Here is a 22841-nt window from a genome sequence, read left to right on the forward strand (position 1 = left end):
AAGTTCTTTCCGTCCGGCTTCTATTCAAGAATCACTTTTCCCTCAAGATCTGAGCTTTTCACAAATCTGATCCTTGCATCGTCTGAAACTATAAAGACAGCCTTCGCGTATTGTGCTTCGGCGGGTTTGCCCGCTCGCCGGGCAGTTTCAGATATATAATCTGCTGAGCCGTTTCCCTTTATTTTTCTGAGAGTATCCAGGCCCCTTTCAGGCCCGAGAACGAAGAGAGCGGTGGAAAGAGCGTCGGAAGCTGCGGCTGTCGGGGAAATAACAGTTACGCTGAGAGTGTTCCCCGAAACCGGCCTTCCAGTCAGGGGATTGATGATATGACCGATTGTCTTATCATCTCTTCTAATGAAGTTTTCATAATTTCCGGAAGTTGCCACGGCTTCATTCTTCAGGATAATATATCCTGTTATTTCAGAATCACCCGTTGGATTGCGTATTCCAACGACCCACCCCGTTTTACCGGGCGGCGAGCCGAAAGCGTAGATGTTTCCTCCAAGGTTGACTAGAGCCGATTCCACCCCTTCTTTTCTAAGTATTTCAGCGCATCGGTCGACACCGTAGCCCTTCGCGACTCCCGCCAGATCAATTTGCGTTCCCTCCGGCAGTGCTACGGAATTTCTGTTCTCGCCGATCTTAATTTTCCCGTATCCAACCCTGTCTAAAGCGTTATTGATCTCTTTATCTGAAGGAAGCTGTTTGGCTCCGTCCTGAAATCCCCATAAACGCACGAGAGGTCTTGCCGTAATGTCAAAGGCGCCTCCCGTTTTTTCTGAGAACAGGGTAGATATCCTGATAAGCTCTGAAAGTTCGGGCGAAAGGACTAAAGGTTCTTTGCCGGCGCTCAAGTTAAGCTGTGATATTTCACTCTCGGGATTCCAGGTGCTCATTACGGTTTCGAGTCTGTGAAGTTCGTGCAGGGCTTTGCCGGCGGCGTCAAGAGCTTTTTTCCTGCTCATTCCGTATATAGTAATACTCGCCTTTGTTCCCATTACATATGTTTCTTTTACCACCGGGTCTTCTTTTGAACAGGAGATAAGGGCTTGAAGGTAAAATACAAGCAGAAAAACAAGGACTGAGAGCCTGACTTTTTTTCTATCAATAAGCGGCATCAAGAAACTCCGGGTTTTCCGAGAAGCTTAAACATTCTGTTTTTGTATTCCTCCACTCCCGGTTGATTAAAGGGGTTTACATCAAGCAGCCGTCCGGTTACGGCGACTGACAGCTCAAAGAAGATAAAAAGTTCTCCTAAAGAAGCGGGAGTGATAGAGGGGATCTGAAGTGAAATAACCGGAATTCCTCCATGGATATGAGCACCCCTCGTTCCTTCGTACGCCGTGTAGTTGATCTGGCCTAAGGATCTTCCCGCTATGTAATTAAGGTTGTCAAGATTTTCCGGATCTTCAGGAATTACTACATCGCGTCTCGGCCGCTTTGCCACGAGAAATGTTTCAAGAAGATTTCTCCTGCCCTCCTGGAGAAGCTGTCCCAGGGAATGCAGATCGGTCGTCATAACGGCTGAAGCGGGAAAAAGTCCTTTACCGTCCTTCCCCTCTGATTCACCGGCAAGTTGTTTCCACCATTCACAGAAATAATGAAGCTCTGTGTGAAAGGTTGAAAGAACTTCGACCGCGGTTCCGCATTTGTGAAGCAAGTATCGGATAAGCGCATAGCGGATCATGATATTGTCTTTTTCCGCGGCGGTGTATTTTTTGAGCGCAGCGGATGAACCATCTATCATTTCTTTTATTGGAATCCCGGCGGCCGCGCAGGGAAAAAGTCCAACCGGGGAGAGAACGCTGAATCGTCCTCCCACATTTTCCGGAATAGTAAAAGTCAATATTTTTTCAAGGCGCGCCGTCTGCCGCAGGGCTCCCTTTTCGGCGTCCGTAATTGCTATAATCCTCTTTAACGCTTCCTTCTTTCCGTGCCGCTCGATGAGTTTATCTCTTAGCAGCCTGAAGGCTATAGCGGGTTCGGTGGTAGTTCCCGATTTGGATATAACACATAGGGCGAACCTCTTTCCTTCAAGACTGGACATGAGTCTGTCGTGATATCCGGGGGAAAGGCTGTTGCCCGCGAAAATAACGGGGAATGACGCTTCTTCCGGAAGGGCCTCAATAGCGGCTTTCGCGCCTAAGTACGATCCCCCTATTCCTACGACGACGAGGCAGTCGTTTTCATCCTGAATTCTTATTGATGCTTTTGTTACGGCATCCAGTTCGAATTCGGGGGTATTCGGAAGGTCAAGCCATCCGAGCATATTTGAACCGGCCCCTTCTCTGTCTAGAATAGAAAGGAGGGCTTCCAAAGCTTTAGAATTTTCTTTGTCTTTATCAGAAACAACCTTTAAGTTATACGCTTCTAAAGAAATCACCGCAACCTGCCCGGAGCCGAACCAGTTAATCCTGTTCAGAAAGAGCCTTTTTCGTTTTCAGAACCGTCTTTTCTGTCTCTTTGGTTACATTCCTTCTTATTTTTTCAGCTTCTTTAAGTATATCCGCTTTGAATTTCTCGTCATTTATCCCGCCCAGATTGATAATTATATTGAGGAAAGCCCCCTCAGCGGCGCTCGCGGCAGTCAGGGCGGCGACAGCTGCGTCGCTGAGACTGTTTCTATTGCCTTTTTCAAAGGCGATACGCGCCAATCTGGACGCTTCCTGAGTTCTCTTTAAAACATTCAGGGGCACGAGAGTGGCGTTCTTGGTTGCTTCCTCAATAGCTTCGTCGCGAATCTCCTTGTCCTCTTTCTTTTTCCCCGGAAGACGCATCGCGCTCATAACTTCGTTAAAAGCGTCTGTATCCCTGTCCACATCGGCTAGAAACTCATCTTTGAGATTCTGCGCTCTAACACCCAATTCTTCCATCTCATCGAAAACGTCCTTGTATTTTTTCTTCCCGTGAGTGAGAGCCGCAACCATGGAAGATAAAGCTCCGCTGATAGATCCGCAAAGGGCCGCCACGCTTCCTCCGCCCGGCGCGGGAGAATCCGCCGACAGCTCATCAACGAAATCTGTAACAGTCATATTGTTGAGACTGTCCTCACGCTTTATCTGGTATTCGATTATCTTCTTCTCCGGTTCGAAGGGGTAAAGGTCGCTTAACCCAAGAGAGAGATCTGCTATATGAATAAGTTCCGATTGAGTTACTCCGGTGCTTTTACCGGCTTTTCTAAGATAATGTCTTCCCGCTTCCAGTATTGCCTCGATCGGCAGGAGCCCCACAAGCTCGCTCCCTGTTACCCTTACGCCGAGCTCTCCGGCGATTCTGCGGCATTGATCAAATACGAGATGAGGCGGTGATACTTTATAATTTATCAGATTTATCGAGACCTGAGCCCGCCCGAAATCATCCATATACCACCCTACTGCCTTTACATCTTTAAATATGCCCGGATCTCTGAGTGCCTTCCCGTTTTCATCACGTACTACCTTCCTGTTGGCGTCTCTCTTGAGACGTCCCTTTTCGCGAATTGTAAAGGCAATTTCTCTGGCAACTTTCCTGTCTCTCGTGTTGAGATTAACGTTATAGGCTATCAGGAATTCTCTCGCCCCTATAATAGTAGCGCCTGATTTCTTGTTGAAACGCGCCTTTCCGAAATCCGGTTTCCATTCGGGGTCCTTCAATTTTTCCCCGAGTCCTTCATATTCCCCTTTTCTCACAGTGGCGAGATTTTTCCTTTCGGGACGGGAAGCAGCGTTTTCGTATAGATATACCGGTATATCAAGTTCTTCCCCCACGCGCCTGCCGAGCGCCTTTGCCAGTTCAACGCAATCTTCCATCGTGATATCAGACACGGGAACGAAAGGCACTACATCTGTCGCTCCCATTCTCATATGAGTCCCGCTGTGGGTTGACATATCTATCAGTTCTGAAGCCTTCGATATTGCCCTGAAAGCCGCTTCCACTATTGCGTCGGGCGGCCCTATAAAGGTGACCACAGTCCGGTTGGTATCCTTGCCGGGATCTACATCGAGAAGAGTTATATCCTTTACCGATTCAATCTCGCCGGTGATCTTTTTGATTTTCTCAAGGTCGCGACCTTCGCTGAAATTGGGGACACATTCTACAATTTTCATGATCTATGACTCCTCTTGTTTTATCTTCGAAGATATGCCAATATGTGGATAGAATATAATTGTAAAGGGTTAAGGTCAAGTGCGGGTTTGAATTTTGATTGGAAAGTCGATGGTTTTTTATCTCAGCACACACTTGGAAAGACTTGAACACGAGCTGGATTTAATTACCAGGGAAGGATTTTATCCCGAGGTAAGGATGGCGAACACGGACGCTCTTTTCAAATTCTCTGATTCCGACCTCGGCAGGATGAGGGACGAGGTTGAGAGGCGGGGGATGAGCGTGTTTTCCCATGGTCCGTTCTTCGGTCTCGATATAGCCAGTATGGATCGCGGGATTTCTGAATACACCCGTGATTGTCTGATGAGAGGGATTGAAGTTACTGCTTCTCTCGGAGGAAAAATAATGGTAATGCACACCGGGTATCTGCCTTATTTTTCAAGAGGGGGAAGAAAGCACTGGTTTAGAAACTGGGGCGAAAGGATAAGGCCTGTTGTGGAAGAAGCGGAGAAGAGAGATGTTACGATTGCTCTTGAGAATACATGGGACGATAAACCGGAGATTCTCCTGCGTCTGGCTGATATTATTCCTGATTATCGTTTCAGTATTTGTCTGGATACCGGACATATAAACTGTTTTTCCCGGGTTTCCCTTCAAGGGTGGTGGGATAAAGTCGGAGGCAGAGTCGAGGTGCTGCACTTACACGATAATGACGGGCTCTCCGATGATCATCTTCCCGCGGGACGGGGTATTTTTGATTTTCGTAACCTCGCCGGGAAACTGAGTGAGATTGATAAACTGCCTCTGTTGGATCTTGAAGTTGATTTCATAGGCGCTGAAGAGAGCAGAAGTTATCTTGAAGGGCTTTTCAAGGAAAAGGGAATCAAGTAGGGCCGGCTTTGGGTTTTGTTGTAAAAAATCATCTGAAATTTGATAATTTTCTCTTGAAATTTAAAAATTCCGATTTTAGAGTTATTGATATGCTGAAGGTTTATCTTTTTCAACACACAGCAATAAGGGGGTGAATTATGAAGGAAGTAGAGATTGGCCACGTCACTGATTTTTTTGGCCATATCGACGTTGCGGCTGTTGAAGTTACGGCGGAAGGTATCAAAATCGGCGACACTCTTCATTTCAAGGGACATACTACAGATTTCACACAAGAGGTTAAATCCCTGCAGATTGAACATGATCAGGTTGAGGAGGCGGGCGCTGGTTCAAGTGTTGGAATCAAAGTTAAAGATAAGGCGAGGTCCGGCGATACCGTTTTTAAGGTAATAGACGATTAGGCTACTGAATTTTTTTCCGCGGATATGATTTAACAGCTTATCCGGATGGCGGAGTATTTTCGCTTTCTACTATAGTCAAAAGATCTTTTGCCATCTCTTCTATTGCCGGATAGGAGTTGTTAACTCCGGCTCCTTCTTCTAGAAGCCGCAAGCCGGCAGGAATTGATTCAAGAAAGAGCTTTTTGCCGTCACTGTAGCCCAGTTTGGCAAACGCGGCTAGAGTCTGCAGGTTTCGCTGAATTCCGGTTGTTACAAACAGGCTGATGAATTCCTCATAACTCATGCGGTTATGCGCGCCTCTTTCTTCCAGTATATTATATAGATACGCGAGCAGACTCCTTCTGTCGTGCTCGGACAGAGATACGTAAGGATCTTTTAGAAGGGAGACAGTATCGTACATTCCGGGGCCGAGATGGGCTGTCTGAAAATCAATTATTCTGGGTTTGTTCTTTTCTATAATAATGTTTCTGCTTTGAAAATCCCTGTGCATAAAAACGAGGGGTTGGGATGAGATTATTTCCGCGAGTTTTTCTTTTTCATTCTTCCATCCTTTCGGAATTCTGTAAGATTGAAATCTGGTTAGAAACTCGTCCTCGAAATAACTTGTTTCACTTAGGAGTCTGTTTTTGTCAAAGAGTTTTCCGCTCAGCATATTCTCCTCTTTAATTGCGGAGGTAATATCGGTCTGCAATTCGCATAAAAGATCGAGACATCTTTTGTAGAGCGGCATTATTTTATCTGTGTTGTCCTTTTTTACTGTAATCTCAAGACTTAGATCGCCAAGATCTTCCATTACGACAATGCCTCGTTCTCGATCGACAGAATAGAATTCGGGGACGCCGATTCCGTTGCGCCAGAGGAATTTCCCGATCGATATGTAATCTTCGAATTCTCCGTCTGGGCGAGGATCGATAAGTGCGACAGCGGAACGGTTTCCGTCGCTGAGACGAAAGAAATAGCGGTTGGAACCGCTTTTAGAGAATGGGATTACGCGGGCTGAAGCATTAAGCGGTCCGCCGGGCAATCGGGCTGCCATTTTCAAAGAGTACGCGGCAAGTTCAGTGATGGTGTCCATTTACAATCCTTTCGCCTCAAGTTGTCCTTCAGGAAACAGTATGCAGTTTTTTATCTTTGTTCCCCTCTTTACAATTGTCTCGGGTAGAATTACGCAATTTTCCAGTTCGCAGTTTTGCTCAATTACAGCTCCGGAGCCGATTTCAAGAAATCCCCTCCATGAAGTATCCCGGGCGATTACGGCGTTCGGCCCCGTATGAAGAGGTATAGCGGGCGGAACAACTTCCGGGTCGAATGTGACCTGTCCTGTCAATATTCTTCTGTGAAGCTCGAGGTAGCTTTCAGGCGATCCTATATCGCTCCATAAAATCCCCTCAGTTAAGCTGCCGGCTATATATCCCGAAATTCTTCCCGCGTTCTTCTTTATGATCTCAAGAAGAATTTCTATAAGCCCTATATTTTTGCCGGATGGAAAGAATCTGAGGGCTTCTCTGGAGAGTATTGCCATACCGGTATAACCGGCAAGTTTGGCCGAAGCTGAGTTATCGGGGCTCTTAGTTCTTATTCCAACTACTCGCATTTTATCAGATATTTCAATCCGGGGAGGAGGTGTGGAAAGGGTTGATTTTACGGAAACTTCTTTCCCGTTATTTCCCCCGCTTTCTGTAAGAATCAGCGTTATCAGGGCATTTTGTTTTTGGTGGAAATCGATAGCGGGAGCGTAATCAATATTGGATATTATATCGCCGTTATGTATTAGAATAAGTTCGCAGTTGTCAAGCGAGCCGGCCATATTCCCTATGCCGCCTCCGGTATCGAGAATTCTATCTTCAGTATGAAAGGTGACGGGAAGATCGGGGCTGATTAGACCCTTATCGAAAGATTCAGATAGATGGTGAGTATTAACGTGCACGGAAGAAGCTCCGGTTCTTATCAGTTTTTTTGCTATTATATTTATCAGCGGTTTTCCCAGAACGGGAAGAAGGGGTTTCGGTATGAATGATGAAAGGGGGGTCATCCTTCTTCCGTATCCCGCCGCGAGAATCACTCCGCAAAGCTTATCTTTGATAACGTTATTACTTTTCATATCAATACAGGAAAAAATTATTACTTTCTTCTTTAAATTCGCGTTCATCCTCGAGCCAGGATTCAAATAGCTCTTTCAGGCCAGCTCCTCTGTTGATTGTATTTCTAAAACTATCGCTTCCTGTGATAATATCAATTGGCATTTTCTCTCGTTCATATTCGTAAGGTGGCCTCGTCCATTCAAACTCTCCGGGGTATAAACTCGCCGCGGTTCGAATCGCAAGGGCTCCTGTCCTTACCGGCTTGAATCTTTCTCTGTCTGTGATATGAATCTGCACACCGCCGCAGATCTCACCGCGGTATTTATCCCAGGTTGGGTTAAAACGCAATGGGCGGAAGATGGCTCCGGGGGCCCGTTTCGTGAGTTCGTCCGCCAGGGCGCGGGGATCGATCCATGGGGCGCCTATAATTTCAAACGGGCGTGCGGTACCTCTACCTTCAGAGATGTTAGTGCCTTCCAGAAGAACCATTCCGGGATAGAGGAGAGCTGTCCCGGCACGTGGTATATTAGGTGAAGGCATGATCCATCTCAGGGATGTATCCCGAAAGTGCATTGATCTTTTCCATCCGGAAATCCTTATTATATCCAGCTCGCATTTTTTATCTTCATTTTCATTTATCATTGTAAGGGCTTCGCCGATCGTCAGCCCGTGCCTTATCGTAAGCGGGAAGAGTCCGACAAATGATTCAAAGCCCCTGTCGATAACAGTGCCTTCAACAGATTCTCCTCCTATGGGGTTCGGCCTGTCCGCTATAATCACTTTGATGCCCTTTTCAGCGCAGGCTTTGAGCATCAACGCGGCGGTCCAGAGGTAAGTATAGCATCTTGTTCCAATATCTGGAAGGTCTATTAGAATTTGTTCGAGACCGCTCAGCATTTCGTCAGTCGGTTCGCGTGTCTTTCCGTATAGAGAATAGACGGGAATCCCAGAGCCGGGCTGCTCATAGCTCTCCCACTCAATCATATTAGCCTGCGTTTCTCCCGCGAAGCCGTGCTGAGGGCCGAATATCGCTTTTAACTCTATCTTGTTTGATTGGAGAATTTCGGTAATATGCCGCAGGTCTGACGTCACAGAGGCTGGATTGGCCAGAACGCCGGTCCTTTTACCCCTGAGCCGGGCGCACTTTCCCCCGGCCAGTATATCGCAACCTGTTTTTACCAATTCAATTATATCCTTTCAGAGAAAAGATGTAACAGAAGTAACAATTTCAGTAAATTTCTCCAAGGGTCTATCGGCAACAATGTCACTATATTAAAAATCGGGCCGGTCGAGTTAACGGCCGGCCCGATATAAACCGGGGCTGATTAGTATTCCCATCTTTCTACAGAAAGTGTGTCTATTCCGGATGATTCCAAATCATCTGTAATTTGTTTTATGACACCAACTCCCGGAGCAAGGAATTTGTCCTCATCTATCTGGGCCATGATCACAGATCCACTATCAGGGTGGGCTACTGAGATTGTAATCGATAGATTGTGCTTTGCGCACGATTTAAAGGTTCCCTGAAGTACTCCTTCATTAAAGACAATATCGACGGGAGCAGAGGCCATCGTTACAGTTCCCGTTAAGGTGGCGCTAAATGTTGTATCCGTTTCCCCTTCTATTACATGCATATCGAAACCAGTGTCCAGAGCCCATTGTTCGTCTAGATTATCAAGTATAGGGAGCTTGTAGAATGTAAGGGGGCTGTCCCATGTCATCTCTTCTGAAACAGATCCGTCATCATACCCGGTGCGCCCCAGCATCTGAATTTCAGTCGATGTTTTTTTCATGTGCCAGATATCATACACTTCACAGCCGCTGCCGGTAGAGTCCTCGTATACGATGTCAAAAGTACCGTCACCCGGGGTGTAGTTTAATATATAATGTTTTTCATAAGACGGTCCGCTTCTGCTTAAATACCAGGTGTTGCCGTTGTCTACGGGGAAGTAACTGACAGTCCCGGAAGTTGTAAACTCGTAGGGTGTGGGGTCCGGATCTATTCTATTTCCAGCCATGTCCTCAGCGGCAAACCTTACCCAGTATGTACACCCGGGAGCTACGCGGTCGCTCAGCACAGGAACTGTCATACTGGTATAATCTGAATTCCAGGGATTTCCGGATACTGACACGGCGTTTTCTATTCTGGCGTCAATATTTTCCGGAAGCATATTAATCTCGGGATACATAGGTTCACTGAAATTAAAAATCATCTCTGAAAGACCAGTTGAAACTCCCGCAGCGCCGTTTGAAGGCGTGGCGCTTACAAGTGTCGGTCTTGTGTCATCCGCCGCAATAACGAAGCTGAAACCGTAGTCCGTTGCGAGAGGATTATCCGCGAGGTCTGTGATATTTCCACTTCCTCCCAGAATTGTAATTTCCACTGTGGTATCCTGCGGAAAGACAAGGTTTTGAAGTATTAGTGTGGAACCCTCAACGGAAATATCGCCGTTGTCCGGGTAAGGATCAAATGTGATAAAAGATTGAGTTTCCAGGTCGTATGAAGGAACACTTACAGGTTCGCTGAATTCAATCTCGACAGTAATGACCGAAGTAACATCTACCGCTCCGTCATCAGGCGTTGTGGATAAAACATCGGGAGGTGTAATATCCTCTAAACTTGTTGTCGTAAAATTAATAAGATAATCGTCACTGAGCTGATTTTCCGCCAGATCCTCGCTTAATTCTGAGACTGTTATTATATAATCTGTTGCTCCGGCAAGAGAAGAAGATGGAGTAATAAAAATAGTGTCGCCTTCCCAGTAAGTATTGTATCCGATATCCAGTGACCCGTCGGGTTGGAATGACATGTTGTCCACCACCGATTCTTTATCCATCTCCTCGCTGAAGAGTACCCAGAACGGCCCGCTTCTGGAAACATCGGCCGCGCCGTCTGCTGGCTCAGTAGCTACAACAGTAGGGGGAGTTGTGTCCGGCTCAGGTCCATCGGCACTCTCTTCTGAGCATCCGCAGAAAATGACAAGCCCGGCAACAACGAAGATTAATGCCAGGGAAAAGCCAAAATGTTTAAGCATCTCTGCTCCTTTCGCCTATAATTAAAAAAATAACTATTCATACACACGATTGTTTAGCACAGGTGGCCTAACAGTGTAAAGAGTTTTTTAATAAATTTAAGACTGAAAGAATATCTTTTAAGAATTTCCCTGAGGTTGTATAATCATCGATGCTGAGTCTGTTTTTATCAAAGCGGCTTTAGACCGTTTAAGCACCGTGATATCAGGTATGCATTTAAACACAGGGGGTTAGCTGTGGTTCTAACAAGAAACAAATATCACTTTATCTTATCAGTTCTCTTTATTTGTGTGTTTCTTTTCTCTTCGTGCGCCGATAATAAAGATAGAGAGGGGGGGGAAAGCACTCTCATTGTTGGTGAGATGAGTAATTACGAAGGGTTAAACCCGATGTCGACAACCGATGCTCACGCCAGGGACATATATAATCTTCTCTTTCTGTCACTCCTCGATGAAAATGACGATTTTCTTACCTTCAGTCCGAGGCTGGCTCATTCATGGGAGTTTTCAGATGACCGCCGTGAGCTCACCTTTCACTTAAGAGAGGATGTGACCTGGAGTGACGGAAGAAAATTTACCTCGGAGGACGTTGCCGCGACATTCAGAATGCAGGTAGACACTTCGACAGTATGGAGCGGCCGTCATTTAAAGGAACATATAGACAGTGTGGAAGTTGTTGATGAATACAAGGTTGTGTATCACTTTAATCATATATATCCCTACCAGCTTATGGACGCGGTAGATGGTCCCATCATGCCGGCTCATATTATTGAAACCACCGACCACGGAAAATTCGGGAGAATACCCGCCGAGGAACTTCCCGTAACGGGACCCTTTGAGATTGAGAAGTGGGAAAAGGGCCAGTCGCTGATACTCGCGGCGAATGAAAATTATTACGAGGATAACAAGCCTCGTCTAAACAGAGTAATATTCAAGATTATACCTGATCAGGTTACACTTGTCACACAGCTTCTAGATGGTGAAATCGACTGCATGGAAAGTGTTCCTCCAGCTGAAGTCGAAAAAATAAAGAAGAATAATAACCGGCTGAGAGTTTTTGATTTTCCAACGAGGGCGTATATATATCTGGGGTGGAACGGAGCCAGGGAGCCTTTTGACAATCCGCGCGTCAGAAGAGCACTGACAATGGCTATCGATAGAAAACTGATTATAGACAACCTTTACTACGGTTACGCGGAAATGTGCTGCGGGCCTTTTGTTCCTCTTATATGGGCGTATAATCCAGACCTCGAACCTCTCCCCTTTGATCCGGATGAGGCTGAGGCGATACTCCGGGAAGAGGGGTACAGCGACGAAGATGGCGACGGGTTCCTCGATAAGAACGGTAAGAGGCTTGAATTTTCAATTATCACTAATCACGGTAATCAGATACGCGCTGATATACAGGTAATGATTCAGCAGATGCTGAGTAAGATAGGAGTGAAAGTGAATCCGGTTTTGCTCGAATGGACCGTAATGCTGGAAAAACATAAGGCATCGGATTTTGACGGAATAATAAGCGCCTGGCGCGTGGGAACTAAAGCAGATCTTGCTCCGATATGGAGTTGCCGGGCAAGAGGGAAAGGTGGTTATAACCGTGTTGATTACTGTAACAGCGAGGTTGACAGTTTGAACAAACTTGCTACAAGTATGCTGGATTTTGAAAAGGCGAAGCCACTTTTCTGCCGGGCTCAGCAGATTATCCATGATGATCAGCCGTATACATTTCTCTATATTCCCCACAGTCTCTTTGTTATAAGTAAGCGTTTCGGAGGGGTTGAGCCTGACGCTATAGGTATCTATCATTATCTGTATGACTGGTACGCGAAGAATTAGATAACGGGGAAAGATGGTAAGATGCAAGTTATCTTTTTGAGGACTTTCATTATGAGGGACAGGCTCTTTTTTTATTGATTTCGAGCTTTAAAATATCAAAGTTTGTCTGGGAGGCTGTATAGTGATCCACACAATTGGAATCGCTTCTTTGATAAGTGTTTTGTGCGCACAGGTTATTAAACCCTTTATTGAATTGATTCAGGACGGAAAGTTCAATCCTTTACGTATGCTCGATACAGGGGGAATGCCGAGTTCCCATACCGCAATGGTAACTACTCTTACCGTTGGTGTTGGTATATACAGAGGAGCGGACTCGGTCCTATTTGGAATAACGTTGATATTCAGTCTCTATTTTGTTTTTGAAGCGACGGGGCTGCGGCAGGAAGTTGGGAATCAGGCAAGGGTTCTTAATGAAATAATTGAAAAAGCAGGTAAGAGGCATCATATAGATTCTCATGAACTTCGCGAACTCATTGGGCATACCTGGATTGAGGTTCTGGGAGGAGCCGCGGTCGGACTGGCTGTCGCACTGTTGTTCTTTTACGGATAGATTATATAAATTATACAGCTACCATTCAGACAGACGTGGTATAAAGCGGGGTCGTCGTTTAAAAAGAATCTATAATAATTGTATAAAACTCTCTATAAATAATCCTTGACAACAATTTATTACAGGAGTGATAATAGAAACGTAAGTATGCGTAGAGAGGAATTTTCAACTTCATACAGGACAGGAAGGCTGCAAGAGAGGATATAGGAACTAATTTTTGCCTTAAAGGGCGATCTGGAAATGCTGGCTGGTAAAACAAAGAGTATATAACTAGAAACTGAACCGAGGGATGGTTCAGTATTTTTTTTGCCAAATATATTTCCCTGTATCTCCGGTAAAGACGGGAGTGTGATCAGGTATGCGGATTATATCAGTAGTTAATCAAAAGGGCGGGTGCGGCAAAACAACCGTAGCGATAAATCTTGCCGCTGCTCTCAGAAAACTCGAAAAGAAAATGCTTTTGATTGATCTGGATCCCCAGGCGCATGCCTCAATGGGTCTTAATACACCATATGAGAGGATTTCTTATAGCACCTATGATTTACTTATAGAGCCCAGGTTGAAACTATGCGACGCGGTTTTTGAATTATCCGAGGATTTCCATATCATCCCCTCCCTTCCTATTCTCAGCGCGCTTGAACAGGAGCTTTCCGGAAAAAAGGGAAGGGAAAGGCATCTTGGATCCAAACTGGCCAGATCGAACGAAGTGTATGATTTTGTAATAATTGATTCACCGCCAAATGTGGGGATACTTACTTTCAATGCCCTCATTGCTTCGAATGAAGTTATTATACCGGTTGAGCCGAGTTCTTTTTCTTTGGACGGCTTGGACCGGCTTAAAGAAACTCTTGAACTTCTCGAGAGTGAGATAGATCATGCCGTGAGTATGAATGTTCTTATAAATAATCTGGAGAAGGGAACCAGGTTTGCCAGAGATTTCGTGTGTGAGTTGGAGAAGGAGCATGAATCTATATTGATGAATAATACCGTAAGCCATTCTGTACGGTATAAAGAATCGGCGCACATGGGTGTTTCAATATTTGAAATGAAAGGTGTTGAGCATCTACAAAGAGAATTCCTGCATATTGCCGAGGAAATAGAAGAAAAAGCCCCGATACTGAATGTGGGGAATATAAAAAGATGGATGGCAAGGCTTCACGGACCTAAGATTGTGGAAGAAGGTATCCTGTTTTCACTTGACGCGCCGGACGCGGAGAGTGTTTATCTTACAGGTGAATTCGCCAGTTGGTCCAGGAACGGAATCAAGATGGAGAGAAATTCCATTGATGGACTATGGGAAGTTACCTTGAACCTTGAACCCGGCGAATATGAATACAGATTTATTGTAGATGGAAACTGGGTTAAGGATCCAAAGAACAACGATATTGTAGTGAACGAATTCGGTCAGGAAAACTCTCTGCTGATTGTATAATATAATGTCTCCTGGAAAAACACCTATAGAACTCAAACAGTTATCGCGTCTGTTTCTGTCCGAGGAAGAGAGAGGGGATTCCCGAAAAATAGCAGTACCGGAAGCTTTCATCTGGGTCATAGGATCAGAAGTTTCCGCTATGAGGTCTTTTCTGGCAAGCGGCATATCTGCTTCTATTGCCCGCCATGATGTAAATGTAACCCTTGTTGAATGCGGATCAGGAATGCCGAATGCCGGCTATTATTTCGCGCTTGAACCCGAGGAATATCTCTCTCCGATACTTGAGGAGAAGGTTGTTATAGAAAGGACTATCTACGATTCACTGCGGTTTGTATATGCCGAACATCCGTATATGCTCAGACCCTTTAACGGAGGATTCGTTCGGGATAACACGGCACATATTGTAGTTGAAGCATTTAATTTTTATCCGGGAACAAGCAGAAAGAATTATTTGGAAGAGATCTTACGCGGTTCACCGTTTTATTCTCTTAAAGACGAGTCCGGCAGTGTTGTTCCATTTGTTATAATAATACTGGATTATGACAGGGTTGTTAAGGACAATGATTTTCTTGATTTGCTGTCTTGTATAGCTCCCGGCGCCCAACTTTACGCCTCCGGCCGGATTCCGGTTAAGAGGACCGGGCGTTTTGATATGGAGAAATTGGATCTTTCCAGCGGAATAGATTATTTATTCGGAAAGCGTCTGCCCCCCTCCGGTCCATTTTTCTCGGGCTTTACAAATACCCTGCTGCAGAAGATAGGCGGCAGATGGAAGGAAGGATAATGATCCCCGGTCATACTTTAGACAGTGATATCGAAGGATTAGGGAAGATTATAGTTGAAGGACCTGTTCGTTCTCTGTTCAGTAATTTTTGCCATGAAATCCTGAAGTTTTCGAATCAAATAGCAAAAAAAACTACCCCTTTTGAGATAAGCTTTCATTCAGCTGGGTGTTTGCTGCTTAAAGTGTCTCCGTATAAAGATCTTTTTATTGTATCGATAGGCGACAATTCCTCCGTTGAAGTGAGGGTGTCCGATAAAGATGGATTCTTCAGGGGGCTTGACCTATCTTTGAAACATTACCTGGATTATCTTTCAACAACACACGGGTAGATAAACAGAGAGGTTAGAGAGATAAGTAAAGGGGAGGAAAGGTATTAAAGATTACTTAAAATTTCTGGTTGAAATTGTCATATTTCATGTTATATTTAAGTGGATCCCGTCTTTACCACAGGCGGAAGAATATGCGAAAATATGGATTGATAATACTGCTCTTACTTTTCCCTCTTCTGATTTATTCTTGTATTTTTGAAGACGATTCCCTTGCGCCGAACCAGCCTCCAAAAATCGTTTACTTCTCCCCTGATTGGCAGATAGGTACTTTGCGGATTCCGTCAGACTCGGTTAGGCTTAATATCAAAGCCGTTGATCCTGAAAAAGACAATATCAGATATAGTTTTGTGATAATTGATTCTGCCGGCGGGATAGATTCTGTTCTATCTGATTCTGATTCCGCGGTTTTTTGCGCGCGTGATAGCGGCATCTACAATATAGAAGGAAGAGCTTACGATTCAGATAATTACGGGAAACACAACTGGTTTATCCAGGTTAATAAAAGAAATAATGTACCTCCCGTTATTACTGAGTGGACTCCCGGAAGTAAGCTGGTTCAATTTGTAGTGGGGTCTCTCGTCAATTTCAGCTTTAAGGTTAGCGATGATCATCCCGAGAATCTGGTTTACGGTTATAAAATGGGAGGTATTACAGTTAAGCCTTTTTCTGCTTACCCGAAACTCAGCTACAGATTTCTGCAGAATGGTTCTTATTATCTCGAAGGGATTGCTTTCGATGGAGAGTACGCCGATACTGTAGGATGGGATATTACAATCAGCGGAGATCCAGATACTATCGCTCCGGCCGGAATATGTGACCTTAACGGACACCCCGGCAATGAAATCGGCACAATTACCCTTAATTGGACGACTCCGGGCGATGACGGGTATCAGGGTAATGCCACGAGATATATTGTACGGACATCAACAATCCGCATAATGACCGAGTTGGCATGGAATCAGGCGAATGACCATACGGGCGAGCCGATACCTTTGGATCCGGGCGTGGAAGATTCAATGGTATTGCGTTCTCTTCATCCGGGAGAAATGGTTTATGTATCTTTGAGAGCGTATGATGAATTTGGTAATATATCGCCTCTATGCAGCTCTCCCCATTTGAGAATCCGCGGGTTCGACGTTGAAGGCAGGGTTATTGACGGAATCAGTGGAGAAGGGGTTCAGGGTGTCATTGTATCGTCAAATAATGTTGAGGACACCTCTTTGCAGGGCGGACCCTACAAACTTGAAAATCTTACTCTAAGCTCAACATCTCTAACGGCCAGGGATGAATTGGATTCTTCTTCTCTCGGCGATTATTATGACTTTACTTACAGCTTTGATAAAGTTGGTGAAAATTTAGAGGCTGATTTATGCATGGTTCCGATATTTCCGTTGGTTGACGCCAAGGATGACCGGTATACGGATTTTCTTGATTTTTTCAAACGAATGACCAATACATCGAGCACATATCAAGCCAGTATCTACAGGGGATGGGGGCATTGGCCGCTTTTGGTATATAATCCTCCCGTTGTTTGTGATGGCGTCGATCTGCGGGCGGCGGCTGAGGGGGCTATGGCCGAGTGGGAAAGTATCACGGGGATCGATCTCTTCACAACGACAGAAAATGTCGTGGAAGCTGATGTTGAAATTCTTTACGATTCTACAACCGTACCTGATGACTATGTCAGTCATCGTGTTGAAACCGTGGAAATGCTTGAAGATGATACACCCGGCAGAAAAGTCATGTTTATCTATACTCTGTTATCCTCGCCTTCTATCACAAATGATACCCATGTAATCTATACACATGAGTTTGGGCATGTTATAGGTCTTCATCACAGCTTGGATGAAGGGCACATAATGATTGGTTTGACTTTTCCAAAGGTTGAGCATGTCTCTACTGATGAATCAAATCTGGTAAAGATACTTTATAATTTACCTCCTGTTTTTGATTCCGACTGGATAGTTGAGGACTGAAATTGCAGTTTCGATTTCTTTCCGTTTCACTTATCTTATTTAAGTAACGCGGGCGTTTGTTTTTATTTATTATTTGCAACTGATCATTTGATATTAAATTATTCAGCTTCCGATCCCTCACCGCCTGAGGGGCTGACGGGGTCATCAGGGTTGACAAAAAGCCCGATTTAGTGTAGAATAAAGCTCAACGACTTTTCTTTCTTATGCGTTTAAACCGTAGAGAGTCATATTCTTGAAGGAGTCGCATCATAGGGCCATACAGCTAACGTCTTATCATAGACAAAATGCTATCAGTATAGAATCCGAAGGCTTTCTCTTTGCCAATCAGGAGGACGAAAATGCGTAGATCTGTTTTATGTATGATTATGATAATTTTCACGGCAGGTTTGTTATTAACGCCGGAAGCTGCTTTAACATCGACCGTCACTTGGGATTTCTCCATGGAGAGATCTGATGCTGATTTCTCCGAACCTGTTGCGGGCGCACAACGATTTACCGAGATTGAAGGTTTTCAGATGACAGAATATCTGGATTATCCTCAGGTACCATATCGAGTTGTGAGCCTGTTAATCCCCCAGGGTGAAAAGGTTTCTTCCATAGAACTTATTGACGTAGAATCAGTTGACTTTGAAAAACCTGTGCTTCTGGCTAATTATAACGGTGAATTGCTTGACGATGGGACGAAACTGGGCTTAACCGCGGATAAAGAGGATATAATTACTTCAGATTCTGCCTTTCCAAAATGGCAGATCCGGCACCTGGGCACAAATAATTACAGGGAGTATAGAATAGTCTCTATAGCAATTTATCCCATACATTATTCAATTGAAACCAGTGAACTGGAGATGATTACGAAGGCAAAACTCATTGTTGAGACAGCCCCGCGTGATTTTAAAGGCAGTGACGCCAAGCGGATAAGGCATATAAAGGGTTTCAGGAAAGAATCCAGGGAAATAGTTGAATCTATGGTGGAAAATGAAGATATGGCGTCATCCTATTTGTTCGAAGATATAAGAGTCGATGATACTAAGCGTGGTTTTCTTCCGAGTTATATGCCGAGCACCGAAGGCAGTGAAGTTAAATATATTATTATTACTAATGAGGAAATGAAAGCCACCTTTCAGGAATTCGCAGACAGAAAGACTAGAGAGGGCATCCCCGCTGTAGTAAAAACCGTTCAATGGATTGAGAATAATTATAGAAATGGTGTTGATATAGCTGAATCAATAAGAAACTTCATTCAGGAAGCATACGCGAAATGGGGGGCTGAATGGGTTCTTCTTGCAGGTGATACAGATGTAATTCCTGATAGAGTCGCGTACTCGGATTTTTATTATGGTGAATATATTCCTACCGATATGTATTATTCCTGTCTTGACGGAACGTGGAATGCTGATGGAGATTCTCTCTGGGGAGAAGCTCCCGGGGCGACCGCGGGCGATGATGCTGATTTGTATTCAGAAGTTTATATTGGAAGAATGCCCGTTTCCACGTTAGAGGAAGCGGAACTGTTAATCAACAAAACGATAGATTATGAAACCCCCTCGGATACCACATCAAAAGAAAAATTTCTGATGCTGGGTGAAGTGTTATTCCCCTCCGATTATTCACCGGGCGATGATATTATTCTCGATGGTGCTGAGCTGTTAGATGACATATATCAAAGCTGGCTTCAAGGACACACCGAGATTACAACTGACAGGCTCTATGAAAATTATCCGGCATACTCGGGTTCTGAGGAATTGACAAAAGCGAGCGCTTTATCTTATCTGGATGCCGGCACTAATCATGTCGTACATGCCGGGCACGGCTACAAATACAATATGTCGGTCGGAGACGCAAGCATCTTGAATTATGATGCTAATAATCTCACAAATGGGGACGCTCTTTTCTCAATGTACCTAATGAATTGTACAAATGCCTCTTATGACACGGATTGCCTCGCGGAATATTTTCTTCTCAACAATACAGGCGGCGCTTACGCTGTTACCGGCTCCAGCAGATCGGCGTTTCCAAGCACTTCAAGGCTTTATATGGAGGAATATTACAGGCTTGTTTTTGATGAGAATATAATGGAACTGGGTAAATTGTATACCCTGTCCCGGGAACCTTACACATCATCGGCTTTATCGGAATCGAGTCACAGGTGGACACATTTCATCTGTAATTTACTGGGAGATCCTGAAGCTATGATGCACAGAGGCGAGGTTAAGAATTTCAGCGTAACTCTTCCGCCTTCTCTCGCGATGGGTGAAAATGATGTGACAGTGGCTGTTCAGAGTGATGGAATGCCTTTCGATTCGGCCAGAGTCTGTCTTTATAAGGAGAACGATGATTACATCTATGGGAATACGGATTTATCGGGTGAAATAACATTCAATGATTTTCTCTGCAGAGAACAGGGCATGGTATATGTGGCAGTTACCGGTTTGAATCACAGCGTTTATCTTGACACAATAGAAGTGTTGCAGGAGAGCGGGCCGTATCTAAGGGTGTCTGATAAAAACTGCTCTGATTCTTCCGGCGGTAATGGAGACGGTGTAATAGATAGCGGAGAAACTCTGGATCTCTTTGTTGAAATCGAGAATACCGGAGGCACCGACGCGGAGAAACTCTACGCTAAACTGTCTTCCTCTGATACGGGTGTTACCGTTATAGACAGCACCGCACTTTATCCCGACATAGTAGCCGGCGGAAAAGAATTTGGAAATGACCCTTTCAGTTTCAGCGTTAGTCCGGGGTATGGGGATGAAGAAGTAATAGAATTTCAGATTGCCGTTCTTGATTCTTCAGGGTCGGTTTGGAGTGAACATTTTGCCTTCGAAGTTCACGCTCCGAGGATAGAACTATATGTAAACTCTAAATCGGACGAACTCCCCTACGGTGACGGGGATGGAACGGTGGAGACAGGAGAGAATTTTCTGCTTAAAATCGGAGTAAAGAATTTTGGAACAGGATCGGCAGTCGGACTGGAAGGAGTGATTTCTTCGCTTGACCCCGATCTTACAGTTATAGACGGTGTTTCGACCTATGCTGATATAGCTCCTATGGAGATTGGATACGGCAACGGGTTTGTTGTTTCTGAAGATAGTCTGAGCAGGAACAATTATTTCTCTCTAACTCTTACAGATAACCGCGGAAGGGTTTTTACTAAACAGCTTGAATTGAGAGAGCCCCAGGCACCTGAAAACGTCAATCTGGACGCGAGCCTGGGAGCTGATCAAATTGTGTTGTTCTGGCATCACGCTTCTTCCGGCGATACATTAAATGATTTTCTTGTATACCGCTCTCTGAGCTCGGGAGGGCCGTTCAGTCAAGTCAGTAAAGATTTGCTTTTTCACACGACATACCATGATTATGGTTTATTGTCCAGCACACATTATTATTATCTTGTAGCCGCAGTCGACTCATGCGGGAATATGGGTCCCTATTGCAATGAAGTGTCAATAACTACAAGCCCGGCTCAGCAGACCGGCTGGCCGAACAGAATGCAGAAAGAAACATCCAGCAGCCCGAAGATAGGCGATATTGACGGCGACAGTGATAATGAACTTGTTATCGGGTCTGATTACATGTATGCCTGGCATGATGACGGGATAGAGTTAAGGGACGGCGATAACAAACCGTTAACCTGGGGTATTTTGAATACTGAAGGTGATAACTTCGTTGCTGCTCCAACCCTTGTAGACCTCGACGGTCAGGCCGGCGCTGAGATTGTCGGGTCATCATGGAATACTGATGAAATTTATGTCTTTGATAGTGAAGGTAATAATCTTCCGGGATGGCCAAAGAGCACGGCTAGTTTCTGCTGGGCCAGCTCGGCTGCGGGAGATTTTGACGGCGACGGTGATAAAGAGCTGGCAACACAGGATATAAGCGGTAATGTGTATGTGTGGCATCATGACGGTTCAGAAATGACAGACGGCGATGGCGATCCCGGCACTGACGGGATTTTCCTGGCAGGGGACGGAACTGGCGATGGCTGGCATGTTTCTACACCCTCTTTCGCGGATATCGACGGTGATGGTGTTCTGGAGCTTATTGTCGGTGATCACAATGACAGTCTGTACTGTTTGAATTCAGACGGAAGCTCTGTCAGCGGCTGGCCCGTTTTTATCGGTGACGCCGGAGCTATTATTACCGCCAGCCCGGCGGTAGGTGATATTGACAATGACGGAGAAATGGAAATTGTTGTCCAGAATAATGTTGGCAGGGTGTTGGGACTGAATCATGACGGCAGTACTATGAGCGGCTGGCCGAAATGGGTATCGAGCTCCGGTTACTTTATTGGTTCACCTGCTCTCGGCGATCTAACAGACGACGGAAGTCTTGAAGTTGTTGTTCCCGGTAATAACGGTATGTGTTATATATTCCGCTCTGATGGTTCATCTCTTTCGAATTGGCCTCAGCCTTATGATAAGAATGGAGGGACTACTGAATCTTCACCTGTTATCGCGGATTTGAATAACGACGGCAGTCTTGATATCGTCCTGGCCTGTGAAGAAGGACAGTTGAATGCCTGGGATGTCAGCGGAAATTCCCTGTTGGGATTTCCGATTAGACTCAAAGGATTTCTAAGGGGGACTCCCTCGATAGATGATATAGATAATGACGGTGATATCGAACTGGCCGTTTCATGCTGGGACCAGAATGTTTATATATGGGATCTTGATGGAGAGAAATATTATAAATATGATCCCTGGAACGGATTCCACGCTAATATTCATAATAACGGCTGCTTTGATTATTCAGATATTACCGCCGTAAATGAAATAGCGTTTCATTATAAGCTGGAGAGTAGCGGAGTAAGACTGGACTGGCTTGTCCCATACGGCGCCGGTTCCTTCGACCTTTACAGAAGGACAGATACCAGGGAATATGAATTGGTCAGGGGCGGATTAAGAGCCGATGAGGCTGGAATGATTCAGTATACTGACAGGGCGGCTCAGGAGGGCTTGGTTTACTATTATAAGTTAGAGGGGGAGGATAATGACCTCTTCTTTGAAACAAACGGTGTAAATGTGCCCGTTACAAGAGCGAGACTTTATCAGAATCACCCAAACCCCTTCAATCCCTCAACGAAGATATCATTTACAGTACCCGGCACTTCTGAATCCAGCCGGAACACACTGCTTCTGGTTTACGATGCCAGGGGTGCTCTAGTAAAAACCCTTGTAAATAGACCGGTAAGCGGAGGAAGACATACAGTTGAGTGGCAGGGTGATAATAATAGAGGAGCCGCGGTTTCAAGCGGAGTCTATTTTTCACGTCTCCGTGTTGGAGGTTTTAAGGATACCAAGAAGATGATACTTCTTCGTTAATCGTTGATTTATCTTTTCCTGATGAACTGCTATATAATAATGCATCGGCAGTTCTTGAATTGGCGGAGGTTTAAAGTTCTTAACCTCCGCCAAAGTATTATACCATTGTAATTCTATCCTTTTCTCAA

16 protein-coding genes are annotated in these 22841 nt (G+C 45.0%); 9 read left to right on the top strand and 7 right to left on the bottom strand.

Annotated elements, in window-relative coordinates:
- Positions 1-20 precede the first annotated feature (20 nt).
- From U5O15_10455 to ftcD, 3 genes are read right to left on the bottom strand one after another with little or no spacing between them, the layout of a single operon-like run.
- Positions 21-1118: an FAD:protein FMN transferase gene (locus U5O15_10455; protein ID MDZ7861064.1), complete on the bottom strand. Its 1098-nt coding sequence runs from the start codon at positions 1116-1118 to the stop codon at positions 21-23.
- Positions 1118-2383, bottom strand: a complete 1266-nt coding sequence (locus U5O15_10460) for a glucose-6-phosphate isomerase (protein MDZ7861065.1) — start codon at positions 2381-2383, stop codon at positions 1118-1120. Before U5O15_10460 ends, U5O15_10455 begins: the two co-directional genes overlap by 1 nt.
- A gap of 25 nt (positions 2384-2408) precedes the next feature.
- The gene (gene ftcD / locus U5O15_10465; protein MDZ7861066.1) at positions 2409-4085 is read right to left on the bottom strand and encodes a glutamate formimidoyltransferase; all 1677 of its coding nucleotides are present in this window, start codon (positions 4083-4085) and stop codon (positions 2409-2411) included.
- Between the two features lie 94 nt (positions 4086-4179).
- Here ftcD and U5O15_10470 point away from each other — a divergent pair, with 94 nt between their 5' ends.
- Both U5O15_10470 and U5O15_10475 read left to right on the top strand, forming a co-directional pair.
- Positions 4180-4974: a sugar phosphate isomerase/epimerase family protein gene (locus tag U5O15_10470; GenBank protein MDZ7861067.1), complete on the top strand. Its 795-nt coding sequence runs from the start codon at positions 4180-4182 to the stop codon at positions 4972-4974.
- A 137-nt stretch (positions 4975-5111) separates the two neighbouring features.
- Complete coding sequence (locus tag U5O15_10475; GenBank protein MDZ7861068.1) at positions 5112-5372, top strand: translation elongation factor-like protein; 261 nt, start codon at positions 5112-5114, stop codon at positions 5370-5372.
- A gap of 37 nt (positions 5373-5409) precedes the next feature.
- Here U5O15_10475 and U5O15_10480 read toward each other — a convergent pair whose 3' ends face one another.
- The 4 genes from U5O15_10480 to U5O15_10495 form a co-directional block, all read right to left on the bottom strand.
- Positions 5410-6447: a phosphotransferase gene (locus U5O15_10480; protein ID MDZ7861069.1), complete on the bottom strand. Its 1038-nt coding sequence runs from the start codon at positions 6445-6447 to the stop codon at positions 5410-5412.
- Complete coding sequence (locus U5O15_10485; GenBank protein MDZ7861070.1) at positions 6448-7521, bottom strand: NDP-sugar synthase; 1074 nt, start codon at positions 7519-7521, stop codon at positions 6448-6450.
- Positions 7475-8635 carry a DUF1343 domain-containing protein gene (locus U5O15_10490; protein MDZ7861071.1) on the bottom strand — a complete coding sequence of 387 codons (1161 nt, stop codon included), beginning with the start codon at positions 8633-8635 and terminating at the stop codon, positions 7475-7477. The genes U5O15_10485 and U5O15_10490 overlap by 47 nt, the downstream gene beginning before the upstream one ends.
- Before the next feature lie 143 nt (positions 8636-8778).
- A complete protein-coding gene (locus U5O15_10495) occupies positions 8779-10488 on the bottom strand; it encodes an Ig-like domain-containing protein (protein MDZ7861072.1) in 1710 nt (569 codons plus the stop codon).
- A 234-nt stretch (positions 10489-10722) separates the two neighbouring features.
- Between U5O15_10495 and U5O15_10500 the strand changes: the two genes are divergently transcribed.
- The 7 genes from U5O15_10500 (at position 10723) to U5O15_10530 (ending at position 22713) form a co-directional block, all read left to right on the top strand.
- Positions 10723-12321: a peptide-binding protein gene (locus tag U5O15_10500; GenBank protein MDZ7861073.1), complete on the top strand. Its 1599-nt coding sequence runs from the start codon at positions 10723-10725 to the stop codon at positions 12319-12321.
- Between the two features lie 121 nt (positions 12322-12442).
- Positions 12443-12871 (top strand): divergent PAP2 family protein, encoded by a 429-nt coding sequence (locus U5O15_10505; protein ID MDZ7861074.1) that lies wholly within the window; start codon positions 12443-12445, stop codon positions 12869-12871.
- Positions 12872-13229: 358 nt separating this feature from the next.
- The gene (locus tag U5O15_10510) at positions 13230-14303 is read left to right on the top strand and encodes an AAA family ATPase (protein ID MDZ7861075.1); all 1074 of its coding nucleotides are present in this window, start codon (positions 13230-13232) and stop codon (positions 14301-14303) included.
- Positions 14304-14307: 4 nt separating this feature from the next.
- Positions 14308-15087 carry a hypothetical protein gene (locus tag U5O15_10515; GenBank protein MDZ7861076.1) on the top strand — a complete coding sequence of 260 codons (780 nt, stop codon included), beginning with the start codon at positions 14308-14310 and terminating at the stop codon, positions 15085-15087.
- Positions 15072-15416: a hypothetical protein gene (locus U5O15_10520; GenBank protein MDZ7861077.1), complete on the top strand. Its 345-nt coding sequence runs from the start codon at positions 15072-15074 to the stop codon at positions 15414-15416. Before U5O15_10515 ends, U5O15_10520 begins: the two co-directional genes overlap by 16 nt.
- 131 nt (positions 15417-15547) lie before the next feature.
- Entirely contained in the window at positions 15548-17392 is a 1845-nt protein-coding gene (locus U5O15_10525) for a hypothetical protein (protein ID MDZ7861078.1), read from the top strand.
- 338 nt (positions 17393-17730) lie between these two features.
- Positions 17731-22713 carry a C25 family cysteine peptidase gene (locus U5O15_10530; GenBank protein ID MDZ7861079.1) on the top strand — a complete coding sequence of 1661 codons (4983 nt, stop codon included), beginning with the start codon at positions 17731-17733 and terminating at the stop codon, positions 22711-22713.
- The last annotated feature ends 128 nt before the right edge of the window (positions 22714-22841 follow it).

The sequence above is a fragment of the Candidatus Krumholzibacteriota bacterium genome, assembly GCA_034520215.1.
In the GTDB taxonomy this organism is placed as follows: Bacteria; Krumholzibacteriota; Krumholzibacteriia; order Krumholzibacteriales; family WJIX01; genus JAGHBT01.